Origin of the sequence: Vibrio sp. 1F255 (assembly GCF_041439145.1) — a bacterium.
Lineage (GTDB): Bacteria > Pseudomonadota > Gammaproteobacteria > Enterobacterales > Vibrionaceae > Vibrio > Vibrio crassostreae_C.
The window spans coordinates 44,476-67,079 of the sequence record NZ_JBGONQ010000013.1; the positions used below are offsets into that span (position 1 = coordinate 44,476).

Below are 22,604 nucleotides of genomic sequence, written 5' to 3' on the forward strand. Positions count from 1 at the left end.
GTAAATCGTCGAAAAACGATTGGTTGTGGCAAAAAAACACGCTTAAAAGTAAAGGCTATCAAAGCCGATCATTCAAGCGTGAACTTCTATTTTAAAATGCTGTTAAATATCGATTCGAAGCGTTGAATATTGTCGCGGTCGATGCGGTAACACATCTTCGGCGGAATCGACTCAGCCGTAATAAAACCTGAGGCTTTCAATATTCTTAAGTGCTCTGATACCGTTGATTGAGCTAAACCCAATTCACTCACCAGATCACTGTTCAAGCAGCCGCCCGATTTTTCTAACGTGGAAAGGATACTCAATATACGTATTCTTGCTGGGTGAGCGAGTGCTTTCGCCAGTGCGGCCATTTGCTTTTCTGCTTTAGCATCACCGTGTTCGATGGGCAGAGAACAGCCACCAGATGTCGAGCAAGTTGAGTTCATATTGACGTCTCACTTTCATTAATCGTTAAAAGACGATTAATGATAAGCCTATTTTAAATAGGGGTCAATGCTCACTGTCTATTTGAACGAACTTTAAGGTGGCGATTCAGGGACTATGGTTGAACTCTGCTTTGACTCAGCTACGCAAAATGGCGTGAACATCGATTAAACGCCATTTTGCTCGGTTATCCGTTAGTTAAGAACGGTATAGCCTCGGTTGATCATACAGTTACGATTCACTTGAAACTTCTGCTGCTCAGATAGCTCGGCGGATTGTCTTTTTTGAGCACCGTGCTTTAAAGCGCCGCTGATAATACCGATGCCAGCACCAATTTTTGCACCATCATGACCACTCCCGCCAGAGACGGCTCCACCAACCGCACCCAGCGCTGCACCCTTAGCGGTTGAACCGACAATATCGCTGCCAAGAGAATCGACCTCTTCAGGCTTCACTTGTTGAGCGTATTGCTCACATTCATACAGATCGGCGTGATACTGTGTTTCATCAACACCTTTAGTATCGACAATGATTTGATTAGCAAATACTGAACTTGATGCTACAAGCAATATCGCTGCGATTGGAGAGAATGGAAATTTCACAATATAGACCTCTAGAGTATTCATTGCATTGTTAAAGTGACGTGTAGTTCTCGATGAAATCAAGGCGACGATCGGTGTACTCACCAGAATCCAACATCTTAGATAACCCGCGAAGCGTGTTGTAAGGCTGAGAAACGGCCACCATGTTAATGAGCCAATACGGAATATCGCCACCTGGATCACTCAATACTCGATAAGAGATATGGGTGGTGTTTTCGTCGATTGGTGTCAGGATCCAACTCGCCTCTAATTCAGCCACTCTGATGACTTTTTTATTATTGTTTGGCAGGTAATCAGGCCTACCATGCTGATCAATGGTGACAACCATCGTCTCTGGATCTTGAGTGATGACGTTCTCTACGATAGCTTCACGATCGGCAACTGGCCAAGGTGCCTTGGTATAGGTTTTGGTGATCGTGTGCGCCGCACTAAAATGCTCTATTTCTTCCATGTCATCGATGTTTTCTACCCATTGCGTGCCAACAGAGGTATCGATAAAGAGTGCGATAATAGAAGTGAGGGACGCGTTGATGTCGCCTTCTGCTCGAAATTCTTTAAAGTGACTGCCTTCAATTTTACGGTTATAAACCTCGATGCCTTTTTTATCGCGTGCCAGTGACCAGCCATCGGTGTCTGATGCAAACACCGAAACTGAACAAGCAAGAAGAAGCAAAGTAATAATCTTATTCATCATGTTAATGAGCGCCCTTTCCAGCTGATTTTATTGGTTTTAGATAAGCGGTAACTGTTCAGCACGAGTAGGCTTTGAACAAAAATACCGAAGGGTACGGTTAACGCAAATTTTGCGGGAACAAACAGTTCCTTAACCAAAATGAAGTAGGTGACGATCGACACCAAGAGCATCACAGAGCTGACAATGAGCGAATAAGCATGAATGGCAGACATGTCACTGATGAAGGCGTTCGCCGATACCAGCATCAAAAGCGGTCCCGCCCATGCGATGATGTTGGCTTTGATGAAGACTTTTAAAGCTTGTGCTTGCGATTGACAATTCACAATAAGATTCATGTTTTTGGAAAAGCCAGCCCAGATTGAGTTGAAGTCTGAATACATGTGCGTACTCATTAGTTTGTCTGCAAATGCCCAGAAAATCTTAAATCCATTGACCTTCATGACTTTTGCAAAGGCGATGTCTTCCGATATCGCGTTTGCTACTGCGGCGTGTCCACCGACTGCGTCGTAGGATTTTCGGGTAAACAACATCGCCTGACCGTTAGCAATCGCTTCTTCCTTAGTCATGTCGTTCGAGTTTTTAAAGTTCATATAAGATGCGATCGATAGAAAGATGCCCGGCAAGGTCGCTTTTTCTGCCACAGACGCAAAAGTTTGTTTTGGATTAAACGATAAGAGATCAGTTTTTTGTTGGATAGCAAAGTCGATAACGCTCTGTAGCATCGCGGGTGCTGAATCGGTATCTGCATCAATGAAATACACATATTCACCGCTCGCGTTGAGTGCGCCAGCCATACATGCATTGCTCTTACCAAGCCATCCGGTCGGTAACGTTCTACCTGAAATACAGCGCGCGTTAACGTCGAACTTACTGATCAATGCTTCTACTTTTGCACGGGTTGAGTCAGTAGAAAAGTCATCAACAACAATGACTTCAAACTTGTCTTTTGGGTAGCTCTGCTTCAATAGAGAGCCAAGGCTGATTTCAATATTGTCTTCTTCATTTCGCGCAGGAATAATGACGGAAACAGTCGGCCACTCAGTTCTTTTGAACGATATTTTAGGTTCAATGTGAATACGATGACGCTCTAAGTTCGCAAGTGTGATTAGAAACTTGACGGTAACGATGCAAAGCAAGGTCGTAATAATAGCTAAAATCATAATGACTGTGGTCGGAATAAAGTGATGGATAGACAGGAAAGAATATAGTGGAGTGTGACCTAACGCACATCTTGTATGTAGGACTTAACCCTTCAAACTGGAATGCGCTTCTGTTAGCGTTTGCCTTGGAAAGATGTGAAACAGTGACTGACAGGCGGTAAAATAAGCATTGTATTCACCAGCGACTCTAGCGATATAATCGAACCCAGAACCGTTACTCAAGATAACGAATGATCATAATCCAATAATAGGTACGCCCGACATGCCCCAACAAAACATCAAATTTATCGCGACTGATATGGATGGCACCTTACTCGATGAGCATGGAAAGCTCGACCCTGAGTTTTTCAATCTTTATGAGCGCTTAGAAGCGCAAGATATTATTTTTGCTGCCGCGTCTGGCCGCCAGTATTACAGCTTGCTAGAAACATTTTCCCCGCTTAAAGATCGCATGATGTTTATTGCTGAAAACGGCACATTAGTGATGCACAAAGGCCAAGAACTTTACAGCTGCTTGCTTGATACCGATGCCATTAAAGAGATCATTAAAGAAGCTCGAGCTATTGAAGGCGCGCATGTGGTGCTATGCGGTAAGAAATCGGCATACATCGAAACCAAAGATGAGCGTGCTCTGGCGGAGATCTCTAAGTACTACCATCGCCGTGAGCAAGTAGAAGACTTACTGGCGGTAGAAGACGATTTCATCAAGGTGGCTATCTGTCACTTCGACGGTTCACAAGAGAAAGTGAACCCAACTATTGATACCAAATTCGGTGAGAACTACCAAGTGGTTGTAAGCGCAAAAATTTGGTTAGATGTGATGAACGCTGAAGCGTCAAAAGGTGCGGCGATTAAACATCTACAGAACACATTAGGTTTCACTTACGAGCAGACCATGAGCTTTGGTGATTACCTAAATGACTTGGAAATGCTTAAAGAGAGCTACCACTCTTACGCGATGGAAAACGCGCATCCAAAGTTAAAAGAGATCGCGCGTTTTGGCGCGCCAAGTAACGTTGACGCGGGTGTGTTCCAAGTACTTGAGAAGTTGCTAGCGTAACGCTCTTAAGCTAGATTCGATTTTTATCAAAGCCAACTCGTGAAAATGAGTTGGCTTTTTTGTTGGCTGCTGTTGTATTGAGTTAAATTTGAACGAGTGTTCAGCTTGTTGTAGTCTAACCAGAAAGATGGGTATTCACTTTGAATTGGATACGCCTTAGTAACGATATTTGGAATGATTATGAGCAAGAAACTTCAACTTGATATTATTTCTGACGTAATGTGCCCGTGGTGCGTAGTCGGTTACAAAAACTTAGAGCTAGCCGTTGCGGAACTTGGTTTAGAAGACCAGATTGAACTTGAATGGCAGCCGTTTGAGCTTAACCCTGACATGCCGCAAGAGGGAGAAAACCTGCGTGCCCATATCATGAGAAAATACGGTTCTAGCGCAGAAGAGAGCCAACGTTCACGAGAACAGCTTTCGGCTCGCGGCCAAGCGGTTGGTTTCGATTTCAATTTCTATGACAGTATGAGAATGGTCAATTCACGTCATCTACATGTACTTCTCGATTTTGCACTAGCGCACGGCAAACAGACTGAGTTAAAGCTACGCTTCTTTGCTGCTCACTTCACAGAGCAAAAAGACCTGTCCGATCTTGAAGTCATTGCACAAGAGCTTGAAGCGGTTGGCTTAGACTCAACGAAGGCACTGAAGCGCCTAAAGAACACCGACAACTTGAAGCAAATTGAAGCGCAAGAGTTTGAATGGCAACGCATGGGGATCTCTGCGGTTCCTGCTGTGGTGTTCAACCGTAAGAGTGCAGTAACGGGCGCGCAGACGGTAGAAACCTACAAGCAGATTCTTCAAGAGCTTATTGCTGAATCATAAACGGATCATTGCTATCAATTAGAGTCTGAATTTCATGGAATCACTGTCACTCGCTCAAGCGCAAAAACTGGTATTGCTTTCGCAAAAGCTGCCGCCTAAGAAGTTGCCACCTAAAAAGCAACGCAATGGGGGCGCTTTGGCGAACACGTTGTCTGCGATTAAAAACCTTGGCTATGTGCAAATTGATACCATCTCTGTGATTCAGCGAGCTCACCACCACACGCTTTGGAATCGCAATCAAGATTACCAACTGAACCATCTTGATAAGCTGTTAGAGCGTCGAGAAGTATTTGAGTATTGGTCGCATGCCGCCGCGTATTTACCCATGCGTGACTTCCGGTTCAGCCTACACCGCAAGAATGGCTTTGCGAGCGGTAAGCTCAAGCATTGGTATAAAAAGGATGACGCACTGATGGCTCATGTTCTCAAACGTATTGAGAATGAAGGGCCGTTGATGGCGAAAGATTTTGAAGGGGATAGGCCAAACCCCGGCGGTTGGGGCGGTAAACCGGCCAAGCAAGCATTAGAAACATTGTTCATGCAAGGCGACTTAATGGTGCCAAGCCGAGTTAACTTTCATAAGGTGTATGACCTAACCGAGCGAGTTTTACCGAGCGGAATTGATACCTCTGAGCCGACAGAACAAGAGTACATCGAGCATCTCATAAAGCGTTACTTAGAGGCTAACGGAGTTGGAATAGCGTCGGAAATGAGCTACCTACTCAAGAACACAAAGCCTTTGATTCAGAGAGCACTCCAACAGATGCTTGAAGATAAGCAGGTTCTGAAAGTAGATATTCAAGGCTCTGATTACTATGTCCTGCCAGGTGCTTTTGAACTGCTGAATCAACCTCTTTCCAGAACCAAGCTTAAGATACTGTCTCCGTTTGATAACCTGCTGATTCAACGAAAGCGAATGCAATCATTGTTCAACTTTGATTACCTCCTAGAATGCTATGTTCCAGAGGCCAAGCGTCAGTTTGGTTATTTTAGCTTACCGATTCTGTGGCAAGGTGAGCTGGTGGCACGAATGGATTGCAAGGTCGACAGGAAGAGTGGTTTGCTCAATATCCGTAACTTGGTTGTGGAAGAGCGAATTAAAAACCATGAGTCGTTGGTTCATGCTTTATGCGATGAACTAAAACACTTCATGGTGTTCAACCAATGTGATGAGATGATCGTCCATAACACCACGCCCTCTGATCTTGGCAAGCGCTTGATGAGCCAATGGCAAACAGTCTAGCGGTCTTTGTTGTTTAGAAAGCGCTTAGTTACTCAGCAAACGCAGCTAACAAGAACTCGACAAAGGTTCTGTTCTTCAACGACAGTTGCTTGGTTTTGTAGAGCAAGTGAATCGGCTTTGGTAACGGCGCCATGCCGGGTAGGATTTCCAACAGCGCTCCACGATCAATCTCTTCTGCGACTAAGATAGTCGGTTGCAACAACACGCCCACACCCTGCAGGGCGGCATACCGCAACACATCACCATTATTCGACATCAAGCGCACACGTTCTTTATTCGGTGTGGCGTGAGGAGCTTGGCTGCTGTAACTGAATCCAAGCGATGGGTGTTGTGCCAAGTCTTCTAATACTCTGATCTGAGCATGTTGGTTAAGGTATTCGGCGCCGCGCAATAACACATCTCATAATCCCCTAAATACCTTGCGACCAAGCTTGAATCGGACAGGTCGCCAATTCGCACAATCAGGTCAATGTCGGATGAATAAGGGTCGACAAGGTCATTATTCAACATCAGCTCAACGTTGATGGTTGGGTGATGTGCGAGAAATTTGGCCACGATAGGGGCGAGCACCTTGTTTCCATAGGTAACTGGGCAGTTAATTTTTACCGTGCCTTGCGGTTGATTTTCTAAGGTTTGAATCAGGTTCTCTGCATTGCTGATGTCTTCGAGAATTCGCTTACACTCACGATAGTAAAGCTGTCCTGAATCGGTTAACGATTGCTTACGCGTGGTGCGGTGGATCAGCTGAGAGTTCAGACTGGTTTCTAATGAATGGACATGCTTACTGATCATGGTCGCCGACAGGTTGAAGTGGTTTGCGGCGCTGCGAAAGCTACCTTGTTCCACCACATAGACGAAGACTTTCATGCTGGTTAACTTATCCATTGAACATTCTTGGTTGATAAACAATAAACAAAACGTGAGTTTATCAATTATTAGGGGTTAATTATATTAATGGCAAACCGATAATTAACTAAAATAAGAGCGTGCAATGCCTCAAACGAATGAAACTATCTTTGTTACTGCCGAACTTAAGATCAAAACCAACATAGAACGAGCAGCTGCGCTCGAAGCTATCGAACAGTTTTGTTTAGACATGCAAAGCGAACGGGGCTGCCTACAAGCAATTGCAACCTATGATCAAAGCCAAAGCGATCGTGTGATCTTGCTTGAGCAATACGTAAACCGCGAGGCGATCAATCAGCACTTTGTGATGCCTCATACCCAAGCGTTTATTGAGCGTGATATTACCGAGTTGGTTCAAGCATTCGAAACGCAACGTGGGCCTATCAAAGCACAAGAGCAGGAGATCTAAGACATGAAATGGGGAATCCTAGGAACCAGCTTTATCTCAGGCGTAATGGCGGATGCGATTAAAGGCGATGCTCAAAGTGAGCTGTATGCTGTTGCTGGACGCACAGAGAAAACACTCAATGAGTTTGCTGCCCAATACCAGCCAACACGAACCTTCAACAACTATGAAGCCTTGCTTGAAGATGAGTCGGTCGACATTATCTACATTGCTCTACCAAACCACGTTCATCATGAGTATGTGATTAAAGCGGCTCAAAAAGGCAAAGTGATCTTGTGTGAGAAGTCTTTGTCGGTAGATATGGAAAAAACCGAGCAAGCTTTACTAGCCGTGAAAGAAGCGGGCGTATTCTTTGCTGAAGGTTTGATGTATTTAAACCATCCACTTATCACCAAGCTTCATCAAGAACTGGCAACTGGTGAGATTGGCGAAGTGCGTTCAATTCAAGGTTCCTACGTTGCGGCGATTGATCAGTTCGTGAATCCTGCGAGCAAAGGCGCGCTATATAACCTTGGCTGTTACCCAATGTCGCTGATTCACTCTGTTGCGCAGCAGCAATTTGGTGAGAGCGTGTTCGATGACGTGCAGATCTCAGCAATCGGTCGACGAGACGAAGATGGCAATATCTGTGAATCGTCGGCGATGATGCATTTCAACGACCGTTTTACCGCACAAATCCACACTGCTGAAGACCACGGTTTAAAGCATGGTTTTACGATCCTAGGCAGCAAAGGCTGTATCACGCTAGATACTAATCCATGGCTACCGACGGCAGAAAACACGTTTACGGTAGAGATCTATGAAACGTCGACACGTGAAGTGAAAGTCGAAGCGCAAGGTGATGGTTTCCATTATCAAGTGCGCAATATCCGCCAAGCGGTTGAGCAAGGTGATACACAACTTGCTGCGCCAATGGCAACCCACCAAGACTCTCGCGTAATCATGAAGTTATTAACTGATTGGGAACAAGCGGCGAGCTAATGTTTTAGTAAATTCTATACTCGTCTCATGTTTGATCGCCTCGTAAGCTATCAAACATGAGGCGTTTCCTCTATATCTTCCAGTCGACTCTCCCCAATAAATACTTTGCATTTGAAACCGCCACAGTGTCCAATATCAGGTAGTACGAAACTGACCGAAAAACCTTATTTTTTAAGGTGTTAAATAGGACCTTTGCCGCATGCGTAAATCAGATAAGAAAATCGAGAATCAAATCAGAGACGTGTTAACTGACGTTTGTGAAGACACGCTGAAAGGCTTCGATGGTTTTTTATGGGTGACTCACTCGGTCAACTTCTCATCTTTTCCGCAAAGTTTGAAAATTGTCTGTGTATTCGATACCAATCAGGATAGAACGAACTTCTTAAGTGGCGAAGGTCAACAGAGTGTCTCAGGGGCTATTCAACAAGCGTTCAATCAAGTTGGAATTCAACTGAAGAATATCGATAAGCATGTTAGCTACGATACGCAAGAAAATTGCGATCGCGACCATCAAGGGAAGTGGAACAAGAGGCTTTAAGGAGCGTTGTCATCGTTCTTGTTTAGACAGCCTATCCAAATTGAGTTTCAATAGTGTGGCGCTCAAACTGAGATTCGATACAGCAAATCCAAGTCCTATTCTGAGTTCTAGGCTCTGATAACTTCTCATCTTCCAAACCGTATTATTCTCATTTTGAGAAAATCTGAGCTGATTTCTCGTTAGCCGGAGATACTTGGTTTCCAAATAAAATTAAAATCACAAAAACTTATATTTTCCTTAATGCATTGATTTTGAATCGGCATTTGCTCGTTTTACTTGCCACCGATGAAACAAGACAGACGAGCACTTGAACAATAGAGCCATGTAGTCGATACTTTTTTCGTATTTTGATTCCTAAATTGACACGTAAGTTGGCTGACTTTTCGTTTTGTGATTTAAGGCATGACAGTATCGATTAGGAAATTTGAATCATGAAAACCTACATTTCTGGGCTGCTCGCACTCATACCGTCATGTTTAATCGCTGGTTACGCTTTTGCTGTTGGTACAGCGGTTGTGCTGCCAGGGCAACATGAAGTTGGTGTTGATCTTTTGGGCTCCCCACTATCTACGAATGCCGTCATTGATTGGGAAATTTCCAACAGTGATATTGTGTTCGGAGCTTATGCCGACAAAGCCGACAATGAGCGGGCCACGACAATTGGTTATATGTACAACCAAGTCATGGCGATGAACTCGGGTTGGTTGGAGAACGATCTCCGTAACCAAGCTGAGTTAGAAGGCCTCAATTTCGAAGACTATTTCCTGCACTTTTCTGAAGATACTGTCATTGCCGAAGTTGATAAAACTCATGGCGAAAAGACCCTTTTAAACCGAAAACCTATGATCTTGGGTTATACAGCCAGTGAAGACCATGCTGGTTTTTGGTTGTATCAAGAGCCTCCGTGGGATGCCGATGTGTTTGAGAATTTCGAACAGGGTGGGGCTTTGTATGTCTATCATGCTGAACAGTTCGAACGGCTGACCTTTAAGTTCTCACAGTTTGCTGGCAGCGGTGAATTTTGGATTGAATACCCAACTGCTATTGATTCTCAGGGTAGGGTTTCACAATGGGAAAGGCTTGATGTAAAGAAAGACAAAACGCTCAATATGACCAAAAACCAATCGGTGATCTGGAACCTTCCGGATAACTGGTTAAGAGCCACAACTCATGATGGGAGCGGTGCGAGTTATGGCGGCGGCCAGTATTTTGGTTCAACCTTTTTGAGAGATGGTGGGCGCTTATACGTTGTGAGAGTTCGTTGGCAAAGTGAGAATGCCGACGACAGGCCGCGTTTAAAAGAAGTAAAACTCAAAAACAGTTTTCCAACCGTCAAGTTAACCGATGCTCCGACTTCAACCCCGGACGGCAATGCTATCAGCCAATGGCGAAAAATCCGTGGTTTTGATGTGTCTGCAGATCTAGATGGTGATAACTACTTGTCGCCAAGCGAGTATCGAAATCGAACCAATAAGAACGCGACAGCACGTTTTCGTTGGGAATCAAGAGTGGTGCCATTTGGTCGAATGTGGAGCGCTAACTCATCTTGGTCGCTAACGAACGTCGCAAACGCGGATTATCTATCTGCTATTCATCGCTACTACAAGCAAAGCTGGGCAAGACAAGGTTTGAATGGTGCGTACAACGACGACACAAATAAACTCATTGGCTCGAACCAGTTCTATGTTCACTCTGGCGGGCATGTTCAAGAATTAGGAGCTGTTGCGGGTTCGAATCAAGCGGATGATCTCTACAAGCAACAATTTTCAGCGTTTCTCAAAAATCTTTCTGCTTTAGAAAGTGATGCGTCGATTGGGTTGAATATCGGAACCGCGAACTTACTGGGTCGAAATGGACAGTCTCATCTTAGCGAGGCGGGCTCTCTGTATTTACGCGAGCACTACATTTTTCCGTCTACTGGGTTTAGTGGTTACTCGGGGATCTCAAAATTCTGGGATAATTCTGCGCTCGCCTACAATGGGCAAAGTGTTATTTTTCAGGCGACAACGCGTTATGGGCGAGTTCAGTATCTTGGAAATAGTGAAGATAATTGGAAGCAAGACCAATACTCGACCCTAGCGATCTACCACCTCAATCGACACGCTCAACATAGCTACTTTAATCAGTGGAACAATGGTTACGTCTATGGAAGTGGCAATACGACGGCTGACACTTTCTGGCAAAGTGGTGTCCCTAAAAACATCGCCTACCAACCCAGTTCGTTATTGGCCGTTGACTTGGGAGAGCCGAGTCATCAAATCCCACATGGCTTTGCGCCGATTCCTTTGATGCTTTCGACAACGACACCTCAGCCTGCTGACTACACCATCGTTGGCGATTCCTCGATGAACGAAATGGTGCATGCTGATCTGCCCAATGGTATCACTCACGTTCTACCGACGTTCACGTACTTTATGTATCAATCTGAAAATCAGGTGGTTGCTGGTGGCCCTGAGGACATGGTGTTAGCGAGAGAGTTCAGCAATGGTCGTGTGTTGTATCGCACGGATTTCCACGGTAAGAATCCGAGCTTTTATGACGCGGCAAAACTCACCATCGCGCTGGATGTTCCAATGAAACCTGTTGATGCCAACGGTAACGTTGGTGACTATGTGAGTGAAATCGAAATTGGCGGTTATGAAGGGCTGTTCTTACTTTATTAGAACCAATGTGAGTGAGTACTCTCGAACCAGAGCAGACTTGAGCTTAGGTTCGGGATATGAGTTTATTCTTTTTACACTGCTTAAATTCTTTGGCGATCCACGATTGCTCGTTTAAACCATTGTCGATTAGAGCAAAAAGGTAGCCATCGACTTTGCCTGAAGCCGCAGGATATTCTTGAAAAGCGTGCTTAGGGTAGCCGGGGTAATCCATCTCGTATTGAGCGTCTAACTGCTTACCGAGTTGACGCCATTTTACGAATAACTCAGAAGAAGATGTCTCAACCTTATATTGGCCCAAAATGCGTTGGTGATGGGTTAACGCCACTTTAGCGCAGTGGTTGGTCTGTACGACTTTTTGTATCAATTCAACTTGTTCTTCACTCATGGTTTTCGCCAGTACATTCTCTTGTTCGATGCGCGCCATTCGTTCACCAAACGTTTCAGCATGGGTGGAAAACACAAAAGTAAGCGGTAAAGCCAATACCAAAAGACGCTTGTAGAACATAACCAAACTCGTTAGAAGGATTCGCGGCTATTATGCCGCCCGCCGCCAATATTATTAATGAATATAAACGCTTAATTGTAAGAATTATTTTTATCGAGTGGATAAATAGATGATTTTGGAGTTGTGGTATTCAGGCTCTGAATGTTTGGTTGGTGAGCCTGAAATTTGATGAGGGCTCCGTTACGAATTAATGACCTTGATGCCTTTGTCTTGAAGCTCATCAATCACACTACTCGAAAGATCAATGTCGGTGATCACGCCATCAAGCGCACTTAAATCTAAGGCGTGGAAAGTAGCGATACGTCCGTATTTGGTTGAGTCTGAAATCAGATAGTTTGAATGAGCTGCTTGAACAATGGCTTGTTTGACTAATACCTTATTTTCACAAGGTGTCGAGAGCCCTTTTAGATTCCAAGATGAAGAAGAGATAAACGCAATATCAATATTCATCCCTGCCAAGAACTCAGCTACTTTTCCCCCAATACTCGATTGATTTTCACGGTCAATCTTGCCACCAGTATGGTAAATCTCAGATTGTGTGCTGTTCATTAGGTATGCGGCAATCGCGAAGTCATTGGTGATGATAAGCAGATCATCTCGCCCTGCAAGTTGGTGAGCGATCTCCAAAGAGGTTGTTCCAGCGTCTAAGTAGATAGTCGAATACTCAGGAACCAATTGAGCAGCTAGTTGACCTATTTGAGCTTTTTCGCTTGCTTGCTGCTCTACCTTGATGTCGTGTGACAATTCGCTGTGAAGTGCTTTAGTCAGCTGAACGCCACCCGAAACTGAAATCACTTTCCCTGATGTCTCTAGCTTTACGATATCTCGACGAATAGTCATATGAGACACCTCTAAGTGCTCAACAAGCTCAGAAATACTGATCACTTCTTGGTGTGATAATAGTGACAAAATGGTTCTCTGACGTTCCGCTGGAATCATGATTCTTCTTCTATGTTCTTATTTTTCATCATCCTATCAATCTTTGGTTGTTTTGTGAATATCTGTGAATATCTGTTGTGAAATAGCAATTAGAACTGTGATTGCTGCCGAAATTACCCTTATCTAATGCCTCTAAAGGGTTAAATTACTCATTAATGTTAATTTTTGTTAAATGTGTGACTTGTCACTAAGTCGCATTCGATTGCTTCACATATAATCACAAACATAAACAAGAATTAACAAATCTAGAATTCAATAATTACGTGAAAGGCATCTTGCTATGAAAGAAGTTCAATCTGTTGGTGTTATCGGTTTAGGTTCTATGGGCATGGGCGCAGCGAAGTCATGCGTGCGTGCAGGCCTTGATGTATATGGTTTCGATTTGAATCCGCAAGCGATTGAAAACTTGGGTGAATATGGCGCAAAAGCGGTCTCTACAAGCGCGGTTGAGTTTGCCGACAAACTTGATTCAGTTTTGGTATTGGTTGTGAATGCAGCTCAAGTTAACACGGTACTGTTTAAGACTGGTCTTGCGGCGGCACTGAGACCTAACACGCCAGTTATGGTCTCGGCAACGATCTCAGCAGAAGACGCGAAACAAATCGAAGCTCAGCTTGCTGAACATGATCTTGTGATGCTGGATGCGCCAGTGTCCGGCGGTGCAGTAAAAGCAGAAGCGGGTGAAATGACGATTATGGCTTCAGGTGCGGTGACCACATTTGAAGCACTGGCTCCGGTACTTGATGCAACTGCAGCTAAAGTCTACAACATCGGCGAGACCATTGGCCTTGGTGCGACCGTTAAGATTATCCACCAGTTACTAGCAGGTGTTCATATTGCTGCGGGCGCTGAAGCGATGGCACTAGCCGCACGCGCAAACATTCCGCTTGATTTGATGTACGACGTTGTTACGAATGCAGCGGGCAACTCTTGGATGTTCGAGAACCGCATGAAGCACGTAGTCGATGGTGATTACTCTCCAAAATCTATGGTTGATATCTTTGTGAAGGATTTGAACTTGGTATCAGATACCGCTCAAAACCTGAAATTCCCACTCCCATTATCAAGTGCTGCACTGAACATGTTCGTTAGCGCGAGTAATGCTGGATTTGGTCAAGAAGACGACAGTGCAGTGATAAAAGTCTTCCAAGGTATTGACCTGCCAGGTGTAAACACGTCAAAGGCGGAGAAATAATCATGTTATTAGGTGTTATTGCAGACGACTTTACAGGTGCAACAGACATTGCTGGTTTCTTGGTTGAAAACGGTATGCGCACTGTTCAACTGAATGGGATTCCAACGGGAGAGTTTGACACATCAGCAGATGCTGTGGTGATCAGCCTTAAATCTCGCTCTTGCCCAGTTGACCAAGCGGTGACGGATTCGGTTACTGCGCTTAAATGGCTTCAATCTCAAGGTTGCCAACAGTTTTACTTTAAATACTGCTCAACGTTCGACAGTACCGCTGAGGGCAATATTGGTCCCGTAACAGATGCACTTTTGGCGGAACTTGGAGAATCTTTCACTATGGTTTGCCCTGCATTGCCAGTAAATGGTCGCACGGTTTACAACGGTCACTTGTTTGTTTTTGGTGAGTTGCTCAGTGATTCAGGTATGCGTAATCACCCTGTTACACCAATGACGGATTCAAGTGTGGTTCGAATGATGGACGCACAATCAGAAGGTGTTTCCGGTTTAGTTAACTTTCAAACGATTGAACAGGGCGCTGATGCGGTTACCGCTCGTTTTAACGAACTCAAAGCTCAAGGTAGTCGCTACGCCGTGGTAGACGCATTTAATGCAGAGCACTTGGTGACGTTAGGTCAAGCGGCTAAATCTATGAAACTAATCACAGGTGGCTCAGGCCTAGCTGCTGGTATCGCTAAAAATTGGACAGGACATCTTGCTGACCAAAGTGATGCAAAACATGCCGGCAGCCCAGTCAAAGCACCAACCGTTGTGTTCTCTGGTTCTTGTTCAGTGATGACTAACCAACAAGTTGCGGTATACAAGCAGCTTGCTCCTCACTTTGCTATCGATGTGAAGGCTTGCTTAACCAATGATCAATACGCCAATGATGTGTTCGATTGGGTGATGACCAATAACCAAGGCGAGTTTGCTCCTTTGGTTTATGCAACCGCAGATGCCGCCGCACTGAAAGCCATTCAAGAAGAATACGGCGCACAAGCTTCAAGCCACGTCGTTGAACAGTTTTTTAGTCAACTCGCTATCAAACTGCACCAACATGGTGTGAAAAACTTCATTGTTGCTGGTGGTGAAACATCAGGCGTAGTGACGCAAAGTCTAGCCGTGAAAGGTTTTCATATTGGCCCTCAAATCGCACCAGGTGTGCCTTGGGTTAAATCGGTCGAAGGTGAGCTATCACTAGCGCTAAAATCGGGCAATTTTGGTGATAAAAACTTCTTCGCTAAAGCTCAATCATTCTTTTCATAAGCGAGATTCAAATGAGTAAAGTTTTGATGAACGAGCAGCAGTTAAGAGAGCAAATGGTCACGCTCGCTCGTTCAATGTTCGAACGAGGTTACGCCACTGGTGGTGCAGGTAACCTGTCTATCAAATTACCTAATGGGCATTTTCTAGCAACACCAACAGGCTCTTCATTTGGTCGCCTTGTCGCTGAGGAATTGTCGGTTGTTGATATCGATGGCAACCACATCTCAGGTAAGAAGCCTTCTAAAGAAGCGGCATTCCACTTAGCGATTTATAGAAATAATGCAGAATGCAATGCGATTGTTCATTTGCATTCTACTTACCTTACCGCGTTGTCTTGCCTTGAAGGGTTGGATCGTAATAACGCGATTAAGGCTTTCACACCGTATTTCGTGATGCGAATTGGTGAGTTACCAGTGATTCCTTACCTACGTCCGGGTGACCCACAAATCGCTGAAGAGTTGGCAAAACGAGCAGGTGATTATCGAGCATTTTTGTTAGCAAACCACGGCCCAGTAGTAACAGGCACTGACTTTGTTGATGCCGTTGATAACGCTGAAGAGCTAGAAGAGACCGCCAAATTAGCATTCTTATTGAAAGGGAATGATATCCGTTACCTAACGGACGAAGAAGTGATGGATTTAAAAGGGAGAGGCAAATAATGGCTAAGTTCGCAGCAAACTTAACGATGTTATTCACAGAAGTACCATTTCTAGAGCGTTTTGAAAAAGCACACCAAGCCGGTTTCAAAGCTGTTGAATACCTATTCCCTTATGCATTTGAGGCCGAAGAGCTTGCAGCAAAAATGCAGAGATTTGGTTTTGAGCAGGCGCTTTTTAACATGCCTCCAGGTAATTGGGATGCGGGTGAGCGTGGTTTTGCCGCTATTCCAGATCGTGAAGAGGAATTTAAAGCTAGTGTTGATACGGCGCTTATGTACGCGACAGCTCTGGGCTGTAAAAAAGTCCATGCAATGTCAGGCATATTGAATGAGAACTTTACTAAGCAACAACACGTTGAAACCTTCATCTCAAACATTCGTTTTGCGGCTGATAAGTTTGCTGAGCAAGGCATCGAATTGATGATTGAACCTCTTAATAGCCGTGATGTTCCGAACTATTTTGTGGCGCATCAACGTGAAGCTGTCGAACTGATTAAGTTGGTCGATAGACCAAATGTGAAACTTCAACTCGACCTTTATCACGCGCAAATCATGGATGGTGATTTAAGTACTTTGATTCGTGAAGTTGCTGCTTATACCGGTCATATCCAAATTGCTTCTGTACCAGAGAGGCATGAACCATCGGAAGGCGAACTGAACTACCCACATTTATTTAGTGTTTTGGATGATTCAGGTTACCAAGGTTGGATTGGCTGTGAATATAACCCAAGAAGCACGACAGAAGAGGGGCTTAGCTGGGTAAAAAGTTATTTATAGCGCGGTGTGAATGGCGTTTATATGTAACGAATCATAAAAGTAAAAACTGATTTAGATAACACGGCTTACAGGTAAGCCAACACATAACGATAAAGTGCAATGGGTGACCCGGTATCACCCATATGCACCACCCTACAAATTTTCTAAAAATGAAGAAAGAGACAAAAGGAATATAAAAATGGATGGAGCACTGATAGGCATCGTAATTGGCATTTTAGCCATGATGGGCATGATCATTAAAACAAGAATCCCAGTGGCGCTTGCGATGATTATTGCAAGTATCATCATGGGGCTATTCGCTGGTATGGCACCAACAGAGCTGATCAACGCAATTAAAGCCGGCTTTGGTGGCGTGCTTGGTGGTATTGGTTTGATTATCGCGTTCGGCGTTATCATGGGCGCGTGTTTCGAGCGTTCTGGTGCGGCTGTTAGAATGGCAAAAACGTTTGTAAAGCTGTGTGGTAAAGGTCGTGAAGACTTAGCACTAGGTTTTACAGGTGTACTTGTCGCTATCCCAGTTTTCTGTGACTCTGCGTACATTATTTTACACTCTCTTGTTCGCGCAATTTCACGTGACACAGGTAAATCAGCGGTTGGCTTAGGTGTGACTCTAGCACTTGGCTTGCTTATCACTCACGCACTTGTGCCACCAACACCGGGCCCAGTTGCTGTGGCTGGAATTCTAGGTGTAGATCTAGGTGAGTACATGTTGTGGGGTTTGATGGTTTCTATCCCTATGATGCTTCTTTCTATGATTTATATTCGCCGAGTAGGTAACGAGTACTACCGCGTACCAAACGGTGAAACATGGATTACGAACCAAGCTGATTGGGCAAACCTTGAAAAAGTAAAAGAAACAGATGACAGAGAGCTACCAAGTAACTTTTTATCATTCGGTCCAATTTTGTTGCCAATCGCATTCATTCTAATCAATACGCTTGTTGGTCAAGGTGATACTGCAATGCACAACGTTATTTCGTTGATTGGTAACCCAGTGGTTGCTGTAGGTATCGGTGTTCTTATGGCGCTATACGGTCTTACTCGCCACATCGAACGTAAAGACATGGTTAGCTCTATGGATGATGCGCTATCGACTACAGGTCTAATATTAGTAGTGACTGGTTGTGGTGGTGCAATGGGGGCTGTACTTAAAGCATCAGGTGCTGGGCCTCAAGTTGCAGAAGCGATCGCGAGCAGTGGCATTCCACCATTATTAGTACCATTAGCAATTGCATCTATGCTTCGCTTAATCCAAGGTTCAGCAACGGCGTCCATGATGGTTGCGGCGACAATGACATTACCTCTTGTTGAAACGTTAGGTTTGGATCCTGTGTTCGTGGCCCTTGCTTGTGCAGTAGGTCCTGTAGGCTTCTCTCACTTGAACGATTCATACTTTCATATCATTAACCGTACGTTAGGTATTACTGAACTTGCAGACCAAATCAAGATCTGGTCTGTGTCTTCAACTATCGCATGGGCGATTGGTGCAAGCATCATCATGGTTCTCAACCTGGTATTTGGTAAAGGCGGTACGTGGATTGATCCACTGATACCAATTGCTGTGTTAGGTGCTCTGTTTGTGTGGCTAAAAAGTAAAGAGAAATCACAAGTAAAGACAGCCGTTACTAACTAATATTGCATAGCTTTATATACTGCCCCTATTAAGTGATTAGCTTGCTGATCTTCAATAGGGGCATTTTTGGATCGGGCACTCATCAAAATTACTAATCTTTTGGATCTCTCAGTATGAAAATTGTTATTGCACCAGACTCGTTTAAAGAATCTCTATCGGCTGTATCTGTGGCGGCGTGTATTGAAAAGGGCTTTCGTGAAATCTTCCCAGACGCTGAATACGTAACATTGCCTTTGGCTGATGGTGGTGAAGGGACTGTGGATGTATTGCTCCAAGGGCTTGTTGGTGAAAAGCGACATAGGCAAGTCGAAGGGCCGTTAGGGCAACAAGTTAATGCTGAATGGGCGATGCTTGAGTCATCCAATAGCAACCCGAACAAAACGGCACTGGTTGAAATTGCTGCTGCATCGGGTTTGGACTTGTTGAAACCAGAGCAGCGTGATCCATTGATTGCTTCTTCATTCGGAACGGGGCAATTGATTTTGGAGGCGATAGAGCAGGGCGCTCAAACGATTATTCTTGGATTGGGTGGCAGTGCAACTAATGATGGCGGTGCAGGTATTGTTCAAGCATTAGGTGGGACACTGTTAGATAATGCAGGGCAAGAGCTTAACCGAGGTGGCGTTGCACTAGCTGATTTATCATCGATTGATCTTACTGGTTTAGATTCACGCTATGCTGATATCGAGTTAATTGTGGCGTGCGATGTCGATAATCCGTTGTGTGGTGATAACGGTGCTAGCCATATATTCGGCCCACAAAAAGGCGCAAGCCCAGAACAAGTTGTGATGCTTGATAAGGCGCTTGAGAATTTTGCTCAATCAAGTAGTTGAATCGCAAGGTTGTGTTCGTGGGGATGATCCCGTTCACAAGCGTACTGGTTATGGCGCGGCTGGTGGTGATCCAATGGGGCTTGGTTTGTTGTTTAACATGCAGATTAAACCGGGTATTGAGATGGTGCTTGATGTTTTGCAAGCCGATGAAGTATTGAAAGGCGCAGATCTTGTGATTACCGGTGAAGGGCAAATGGACAATCAAACTCTGCAAGGAAAGACGCCTTATGGCATTGCCAAACGTGCGAGCTTACAAGGCATTCCGACCATAGGGATTGCAGGTTCTTTAGGTACAGAAGTCGAAGCCTTATATGGTGAAATGAACAGCTTGTTTGGTACAGTGCGCTCTCCTCAGTCACTCGAGCAAGTACTGCGAGAAGCTGAATTGAACCTAACCAGAACGGCGAGGAACATTGCCTCAACTCTGAGGTTAGGCCATGCCATTTTTAAATAAACCGAAGTTATACATAGGCTTATTCGCAGTGAAGTTCAATAGGTTTCATAGATAACAACGATAAATATAAACGATTATATTTTCTGCCAACTCAGGTCTATTCTTTATCCATATTGTTTTAGTGGTTTTTAAAGTATTGAATCCACTTAAATCTAAGATGTGGCAACGATGCGATATCTTTAACCTTAAGGAATAGACCATGAGTAAAAAACTGACCACAGCTGCGGGTTGTCCTGTCGCTCATAACCAGAATGTTCAAACGGCGGGCAAACGTGGTCCACAACTTCTTCAAGACGTTTGGTTTTTGGAGAAATTGGCCCATTTTGATCGTGAAGTGATTCCAGAGCGTCGTATGCACGCGAAAGGCTCAGGTGCTTACGGCACATTTACCGTTACACACGACATCACAAAATACACCAAGGCAAAATTGTTCTCTAAAATAGGTAAAAAAACCGACTTGTTTGCACGTTTCACAACAGTTGCGGGTGAGCGCGGTGCTGCCGATGCTGAACGTGATATTCGTGGCTTTGCATTGAAGTTTTATACTGAAGAAGGCAACTGGGATATGGTGGGCAACAACACGCCAGTATTCTTCCTTCGTGATCCTCTTAAGTTCCCTGACTTAAACCACGCGGTGAAACGTGACCCACGCACCAACATGCGTAGCGCGAAAAACAACTGGGATTTCTGGACTTCTTTGCCGGAAGCTCTGCACCAAATTACTATCGTAATGAGTGACCGTGGTATCCCTGCGACTTACCGTCACATGCACGGCTTTGGTAGCCACACGTTCAGCTTCATCAACGCTGATAACGAACGTTTCTGGGTGAAATTCCACTTCAAATCTCAGCAAGGTATTAAGAACCTTTCTGATGCAGAAGCGGCACAAGTGATCGGTGATGATCGCGAAAGCCACCAACGTGATTTGCTAGACAGCATCGATAACCAAGATTTCCCGAAATGGACGTTGAAAGTACAAGTGATGCCAGAAGCGGATGCAGCGAAGGTTCCATACAACCCGTTCGATTTGACTAAGATCTGGCCTCATGCAGATTACCCGTTGATCGAAGTGGGCGAATTTGAGCTAAATCGTAACCCGCAAAACTTCTTCGCAGAAGTAGAGCAGTCAGCATTCAACCCAGCGAACGTAGTTCCAGGTATCAGCTTCTCGCCAGACAAGATGCTGCAAGGTCGTCTGTTTGCTTACGGTGATGCACAACGTTACCGTTTGGGTGTAAACCATCAGCACATTCCAGTGAATGCGCCTCGTTGCCCAGTACACAGCTACCACCGTGATGGCGCGATGCGTGTCGATGGTAACTTCGGTGGCACATTAGGTTATGAGCCAAACAACGAAGGTCAATGGGCTGAGCAACCAGATTTCGCTGAACCAGCACTGAACCTAGATGGCGCAGCAGCACACTGGGATCACCGCGAAGATGAAGATTACTTCTCGCAACCGGGTGACTTGTTCCGCCTAATGACACCAGAGAAGCAAGCGATTCTTTTTGATAACACTGCTCGCAACCTAGGCGGCGTGCCAAAAGAGATTCAATTGCGTCACCTAAGACACTGTTACAAAGCTGACCCTGCATACGGTGAAGGCATTGGTAAACTGCTTGAAATCGACGTGAGCGAATTTAAGTCGTAATCAATCATCTTGATTCGTTAATTGAAAGGCCGTTGAGTGAATCACTCAACGGCCTTTTTTGATCTCGCTGTTTATTAAGCAACCCTAAATCATTGAAAAATTTAATAATCCACATTGATAGTTTTTACCTATCGAATTGATAAATCTATCCCATTATCTTTGTAAGAGTGATGGGATTATTCTACGACTATCAGTTTATAAAGTAGAAGAGTTTGAGATGAATAAGAGCGCATTAATCGTTGAAGGTGGAGCAATGAGAGGTATTTTTGCTGCTGGAGTTTTAGACGCCTTCATGCAAGACGATTTCCGTCCTTATGATTTTGCCATCGGCGTATCTGCAGGTGTGTCGAATCTGGTTGGCTACTTATCTCATGCACCAAAACGCAGTTATGATGTGATCACCACGATGGCGACGGATAAAACTTTCTTTAATCCTGCTCGCTTTGCCAAAGGCGGTAACTTGGTAGATGTTAAATGGTTATGGAACGAATCCAATCAACGTTATCCGCTCGATTGTGGTGAGTTGTTTTCAAGTATCCCACTCATTGCTGCTGTCACAAATGTCGATACGGGCAGTGCAGACTACTACCATATTAAGCCAGAAAACCTTTCTAATGTTGTTGAAGCAACAACGGCTTTACCTATCGCTTACCGTGAAACTCCGTGTTTCTCTGGTGGCTGTTATACCGATGGCGGTGTAGCCGATTCGATTCCGGTTCGTGAAGCATATCGCCGTGGCGCACGCGATATTACCGTGATTCTGTCTCACCCATTGAGCTACCGAATGAAGCCTCAAAAGCACCAATGGATGCTGAAGAAACTATTAAAGAAATTCCCGAATATTGCTGAGTCGATGGCGGTACGTGCTGAAAACTACAACCAGTCTCTGGAGTTCATTCGTAACCCACCCAAAGATGCGACTATTAAAGTGATAGCGCCACCTGAAGCCTTCGCGGTTAAGCGTTTAACTATGGATCAAAGTACTCTTAATACAGGTTACGAGATGGGCGTCAAAGCCGGTGAAGAGCACCTTGCTATTAGAAAAGGCGTTTATGGTTTAGACACTGAAGATTGTCATTTCTGCGTCTAGGAACGGTTTTAGAATACTGAATAAACGACGAAGCCACGCTGTTCACTTCAGAATAGCGTGGCTTTGTATCTGTAGACCTAGTTTGTTTTTAACTCAGCCTGCT

General features: G+C 44.6%; 20 protein-coding genes and 2 pseudogenes. 15 read left to right on the forward strand and 7 right to left on the reverse strand.

The window, feature by feature from the left end; translation table 11 throughout:
• Window positions 1-86: 86 nt before the first annotated feature.
• From ACED41_RS09650 to ACED41_RS09665, 4 genes are all read right to left on the reverse strand, one after another.
• Entirely contained in the window at window positions 87-428 is a 342-nt protein-coding gene (locus ACED41_RS09650; protein ID WP_017064015.1) for a helix-turn-helix transcriptional regulator, read from the reverse strand.
• Window positions 429-620: 192 nt separating this feature from the next.
• The gene (locus ACED41_RS09655; protein WP_029235181.1) at window positions 621-1,028 is read right to left on the reverse strand and encodes a glycine zipper family protein; all 408 of its coding nucleotides are present in this window, start codon (window positions 1,026-1,028) and stop codon (window positions 621-623) included.
• Window positions 1,029-1,059: 31 nt separating this feature from the next.
• The gene (locus ACED41_RS09660; protein WP_371724875.1) at window positions 1,060-1,722 is read right to left on the reverse strand and encodes an START domain-containing protein; all 663 of its coding nucleotides are present in this window, start codon (window positions 1,720-1,722) and stop codon (window positions 1,060-1,062) included.
• On the reverse strand, window positions 1,719-2,882 hold the full coding sequence (locus tag ACED41_RS09665; protein ID WP_371724876.1) for a glycosyltransferase family 2 protein: 1,164 nt from the start codon (window positions 2,880-2,882) through the stop codon (window positions 1,719-1,721). Before ACED41_RS09665 ends, ACED41_RS09660 begins: the two co-directional genes overlap by 4 nt.
• Before the next feature lie 262 nt (window positions 2,883-3,144).
• On the opposite strand from ACED41_RS09665, the gene ACED41_RS09670 reads away from it, so the two are divergent.
• From ACED41_RS09670 to ACED41_RS09680, 3 genes are all read left to right on the forward strand, one after another.
• Window positions 3,145-3,942, forward strand: a complete 798-nt coding sequence (locus tag ACED41_RS09670; protein ID WP_371724877.1) for a Cof-type HAD-IIB family hydrolase — start codon at window positions 3,145-3,147, stop codon at window positions 3,940-3,942.
• A gap of 180 nt (window positions 3,943-4,122) precedes the next feature.
• Entirely contained in the window at window positions 4,123-4,770 is a 648-nt protein-coding gene (locus ACED41_RS09675) for a DsbA family oxidoreductase (RefSeq protein WP_102428459.1), read from the forward strand.
• A gap of 34 nt (window positions 4,771-4,804) precedes the next feature.
• Window positions 4,805-6,013, forward strand: coding sequence for a winged helix-turn-helix domain-containing protein (locus tag ACED41_RS09680; protein WP_371724878.1), 1,209 nt, complete (start codon window positions 4,805-4,807; stop codon window positions 6,011-6,013).
• 28 nt (window positions 6,014-6,041) lie between these two features.
• Here the strand turns inward: ACED41_RS09680 and ACED41_RS09685 are convergent.
• Window positions 6,042-6,898 (reverse strand): annotated as a pseudogene (locus ACED41_RS09685) (LysR substrate-binding domain-containing protein).
• 106 nt (window positions 6,899-7,004) lie between these two features.
• Between ACED41_RS09685 and ACED41_RS09690 the strand changes: the two are divergent.
• From ACED41_RS09690 to ACED41_RS09705, 4 genes are all read left to right on the forward strand, one after another.
• Window positions 7,005-7,328 (forward strand): putative quinol monooxygenase, encoded by a 324-nt coding sequence (locus ACED41_RS09690; protein WP_017060928.1) that lies wholly within the window; start codon window positions 7,005-7,007, stop codon window positions 7,326-7,328.
• Window positions 7,329-7,331: 3 nt separating this feature from the next.
• The gene (locus ACED41_RS09695) at window positions 7,332-8,306 is read left to right on the forward strand and encodes a Gfo/Idh/MocA family protein (protein ID WP_371724879.1); all 975 of its coding nucleotides are present in this window, start codon (window positions 7,332-7,334) and stop codon (window positions 8,304-8,306) included.
• 199 nt (window positions 8,307-8,505) lie between these two features.
• Window positions 8,506-8,844, forward strand: coding sequence for a hypothetical protein (locus tag ACED41_RS09700; RefSeq protein ID WP_017060926.1), 339 nt, complete (start codon window positions 8,506-8,508; stop codon window positions 8,842-8,844).
• 431 nt (window positions 8,845-9,275) lie between these two features.
• On the forward strand, window positions 9,276-11,507 hold the full coding sequence (locus ACED41_RS09705; protein ID WP_017064008.1) for a hypothetical protein: 2,232 nt from the start codon (window positions 9,276-9,278) through the stop codon (window positions 11,505-11,507).
• A 43-nt stretch (window positions 11,508-11,550) separates the two neighbouring features.
• Here ACED41_RS09705 and ACED41_RS09710 read toward each other — a convergent pair whose 3' ends face one another.
• Both ACED41_RS09710 and ACED41_RS09715 read right to left on the reverse strand, forming a co-directional pair.
• Window positions 11,551-12,012, reverse strand: coding sequence for a hypothetical protein (locus tag ACED41_RS09710; RefSeq protein ID WP_017069722.1), 462 nt, complete (start codon window positions 12,010-12,012; stop codon window positions 11,551-11,553).
• Between the two features lie 180 nt (window positions 12,013-12,192).
• On the reverse strand, window positions 12,193-12,951 hold the full coding sequence (locus ACED41_RS09715) for a DeoR/GlpR family DNA-binding transcription regulator (protein WP_017072299.1): 759 nt from the start codon (window positions 12,949-12,951) through the stop codon (window positions 12,193-12,195).
• A gap of 280 nt (window positions 12,952-13,231) precedes the next feature.
• Here ACED41_RS09715 and ltnD point away from each other — a divergent pair, with 280 nt between their 5' ends.
• The 8 genes and pseudogenes from ltnD to ACED41_RS09755 all read left to right on the forward strand — a co-directional run bounded on the left by ltnD (window position 13,232) and on the right by ACED41_RS09755 (window position 22,501).
• On the forward strand, window positions 13,232-14,146 hold the full coding sequence (ltnD, locus tag ACED41_RS09720) for an L-threonate dehydrogenase (protein ID WP_371724880.1): 915 nt from the start codon (window positions 13,232-13,234) through the stop codon (window positions 14,144-14,146).
• Window positions 14,147-14,148: 2 nt separating this feature from the next.
• The gene (otnK, locus tag ACED41_RS09725) at window positions 14,149-15,405 is read left to right on the forward strand and encodes a 3-oxo-tetronate kinase (RefSeq protein ID WP_371724881.1); all 1,257 of its coding nucleotides are present in this window, start codon (window positions 14,149-14,151) and stop codon (window positions 15,403-15,405) included.
• A gap of 11 nt (window positions 15,406-15,416) precedes the next feature.
• Window positions 15,417-16,064 (forward strand): aldolase, encoded by a 648-nt coding sequence (locus ACED41_RS09730; protein ID WP_171349682.1) that lies wholly within the window; start codon window positions 15,417-15,419, stop codon window positions 16,062-16,064.
• Window positions 16,064-16,840, forward strand: coding sequence for a 2-oxo-tetronate isomerase (gene otnI / locus ACED41_RS09735; protein WP_371724882.1), 777 nt, complete (start codon window positions 16,064-16,066; stop codon window positions 16,838-16,840). The genes ACED41_RS09730 and otnI overlap by 1 nt, the downstream gene beginning before the upstream one ends.
• 178 nt (window positions 16,841-17,018) lie before the next feature.
• Entirely contained in the window at window positions 17,019-18,473 is a 1,455-nt protein-coding gene (locus ACED41_RS09740; RefSeq protein WP_010431730.1) for a GntP family permease, read from the forward strand.
• A 113-nt stretch (window positions 18,474-18,586) separates the two neighbouring features.
• Window positions 18,587-19,760: pseudogene (locus tag ACED41_RS09745) on the forward strand (glycerate kinase).
• 199 nt (window positions 19,761-19,959) lie between these two features.
• Entirely contained in the window at window positions 19,960-21,411 is a 1,452-nt protein-coding gene (locus ACED41_RS09750; protein WP_371724883.1) for a catalase, read from the forward strand.
• A gap of 217 nt (window positions 21,412-21,628) precedes the next feature.
• Entirely contained in the window at window positions 21,629-22,501 is an 873-nt protein-coding gene (locus ACED41_RS09755; RefSeq protein WP_065583767.1) for a patatin family protein, read from the forward strand.
• The last annotated feature ends 103 nt before the right edge of the window (window positions 22,502-22,604 follow it).

Bases quoted from the DNA above. Each gene is read 5' to 3' on its own strand.
- ACED41_RS09755 (WP_065583767.1), top strand. From the start codon at position 21,629: ATGAATAAGAGCGCATTAATCGTTGAAGGTGGAGCAATGAGAGGTATT.
- ACED41_RS09695 (WP_371724879.1), top strand. From the start codon at position 7,332: ATGAAATGGGGAATCCTAGGAACCAGCTTTATCTCAGGCGTAATGGCG.
- ACED41_RS09740 (WP_010431730.1), top strand. From the start codon at position 17,019: ATGGATGGAGCACTGATAGGCATCGTAATTGGCATTTTAGCCATGATG.
- ACED41_RS09665 (WP_371724876.1), bottom strand. From the start codon at position 2,882: ATGATTTTAGCTATTATTACGACCTTGCTTTGCATCGTTACCGTCAAG.
- ACED41_RS09715 (WP_017072299.1), bottom strand. From the start codon at position 12,951: ATGATTCCAGCGGAACGTCAGAGAACCATTTTGTCACTATTATCACAC.
- ACED41_RS09680 (WP_371724878.1), top strand. From the start codon at position 4,805: ATGGAATCACTGTCACTCGCTCAAGCGCAAAAACTGGTATTGCTTTCG.
- ACED41_RS09710 (WP_017069722.1), bottom strand. From the start codon at position 12,012: ATGTTCTACAAGCGTCTTTTGGTATTGGCTTTACCGCTTACTTTTGTG.
- ACED41_RS09660 (WP_371724875.1), bottom strand. From the start codon at position 1,722: ATGATGAATAAGATTATTACTTTGCTTCTTCTTGCTTGTTCAGTTTCG.
- ACED41_RS09650 (WP_017064015.1), bottom strand. From the start codon at position 428: ATGAACTCAACTTGCTCGACATCTGGTGGCTGTTCTCTGCCCATCGAA.
- ACED41_RS09730 (WP_171349682.1), top strand. From the start codon at position 15,417: ATGAGTAAAGTTTTGATGAACGAGCAGCAGTTAAGAGAGCAAATGGTC.
- ACED41_RS09670 (WP_371724877.1), top strand. From the start codon at position 3,145: ATGCCCCAACAAAACATCAAATTTATCGCGACTGATATGGATGGCACC.
- otnI (WP_371724882.1), top strand. From the start codon at position 16,064: ATGGCTAAGTTCGCAGCAAACTTAACGATGTTATTCACAGAAGTACCA.
- ACED41_RS09700 (WP_017060926.1), top strand. From the start codon at position 8,506: ATGCGTAAATCAGATAAGAAAATCGAGAATCAAATCAGAGACGTGTTA.
- ACED41_RS09705 (WP_017064008.1), top strand. From the start codon at position 9,276: ATGAAAACCTACATTTCTGGGCTGCTCGCACTCATACCGTCATGTTTA.
- ACED41_RS09750 (WP_371724883.1), top strand. From the start codon at position 19,960: ATGAGTAAAAAACTGACCACAGCTGCGGGTTGTCCTGTCGCTCATAAC.
- ACED41_RS09690 (WP_017060928.1), top strand. From the start codon at position 7,005: ATGCCTCAAACGAATGAAACTATCTTTGTTACTGCCGAACTTAAGATC.
- ltnD (WP_371724880.1), top strand. From the start codon at position 13,232: ATGAAAGAAGTTCAATCTGTTGGTGTTATCGGTTTAGGTTCTATGGGC.
- ACED41_RS09675 (WP_102428459.1), top strand. From the start codon at position 4,123: ATGAGCAAGAAACTTCAACTTGATATTATTTCTGACGTAATGTGCCCG.
- otnK (WP_371724881.1), top strand. From the start codon at position 14,149: ATGTTATTAGGTGTTATTGCAGACGACTTTACAGGTGCAACAGACATT.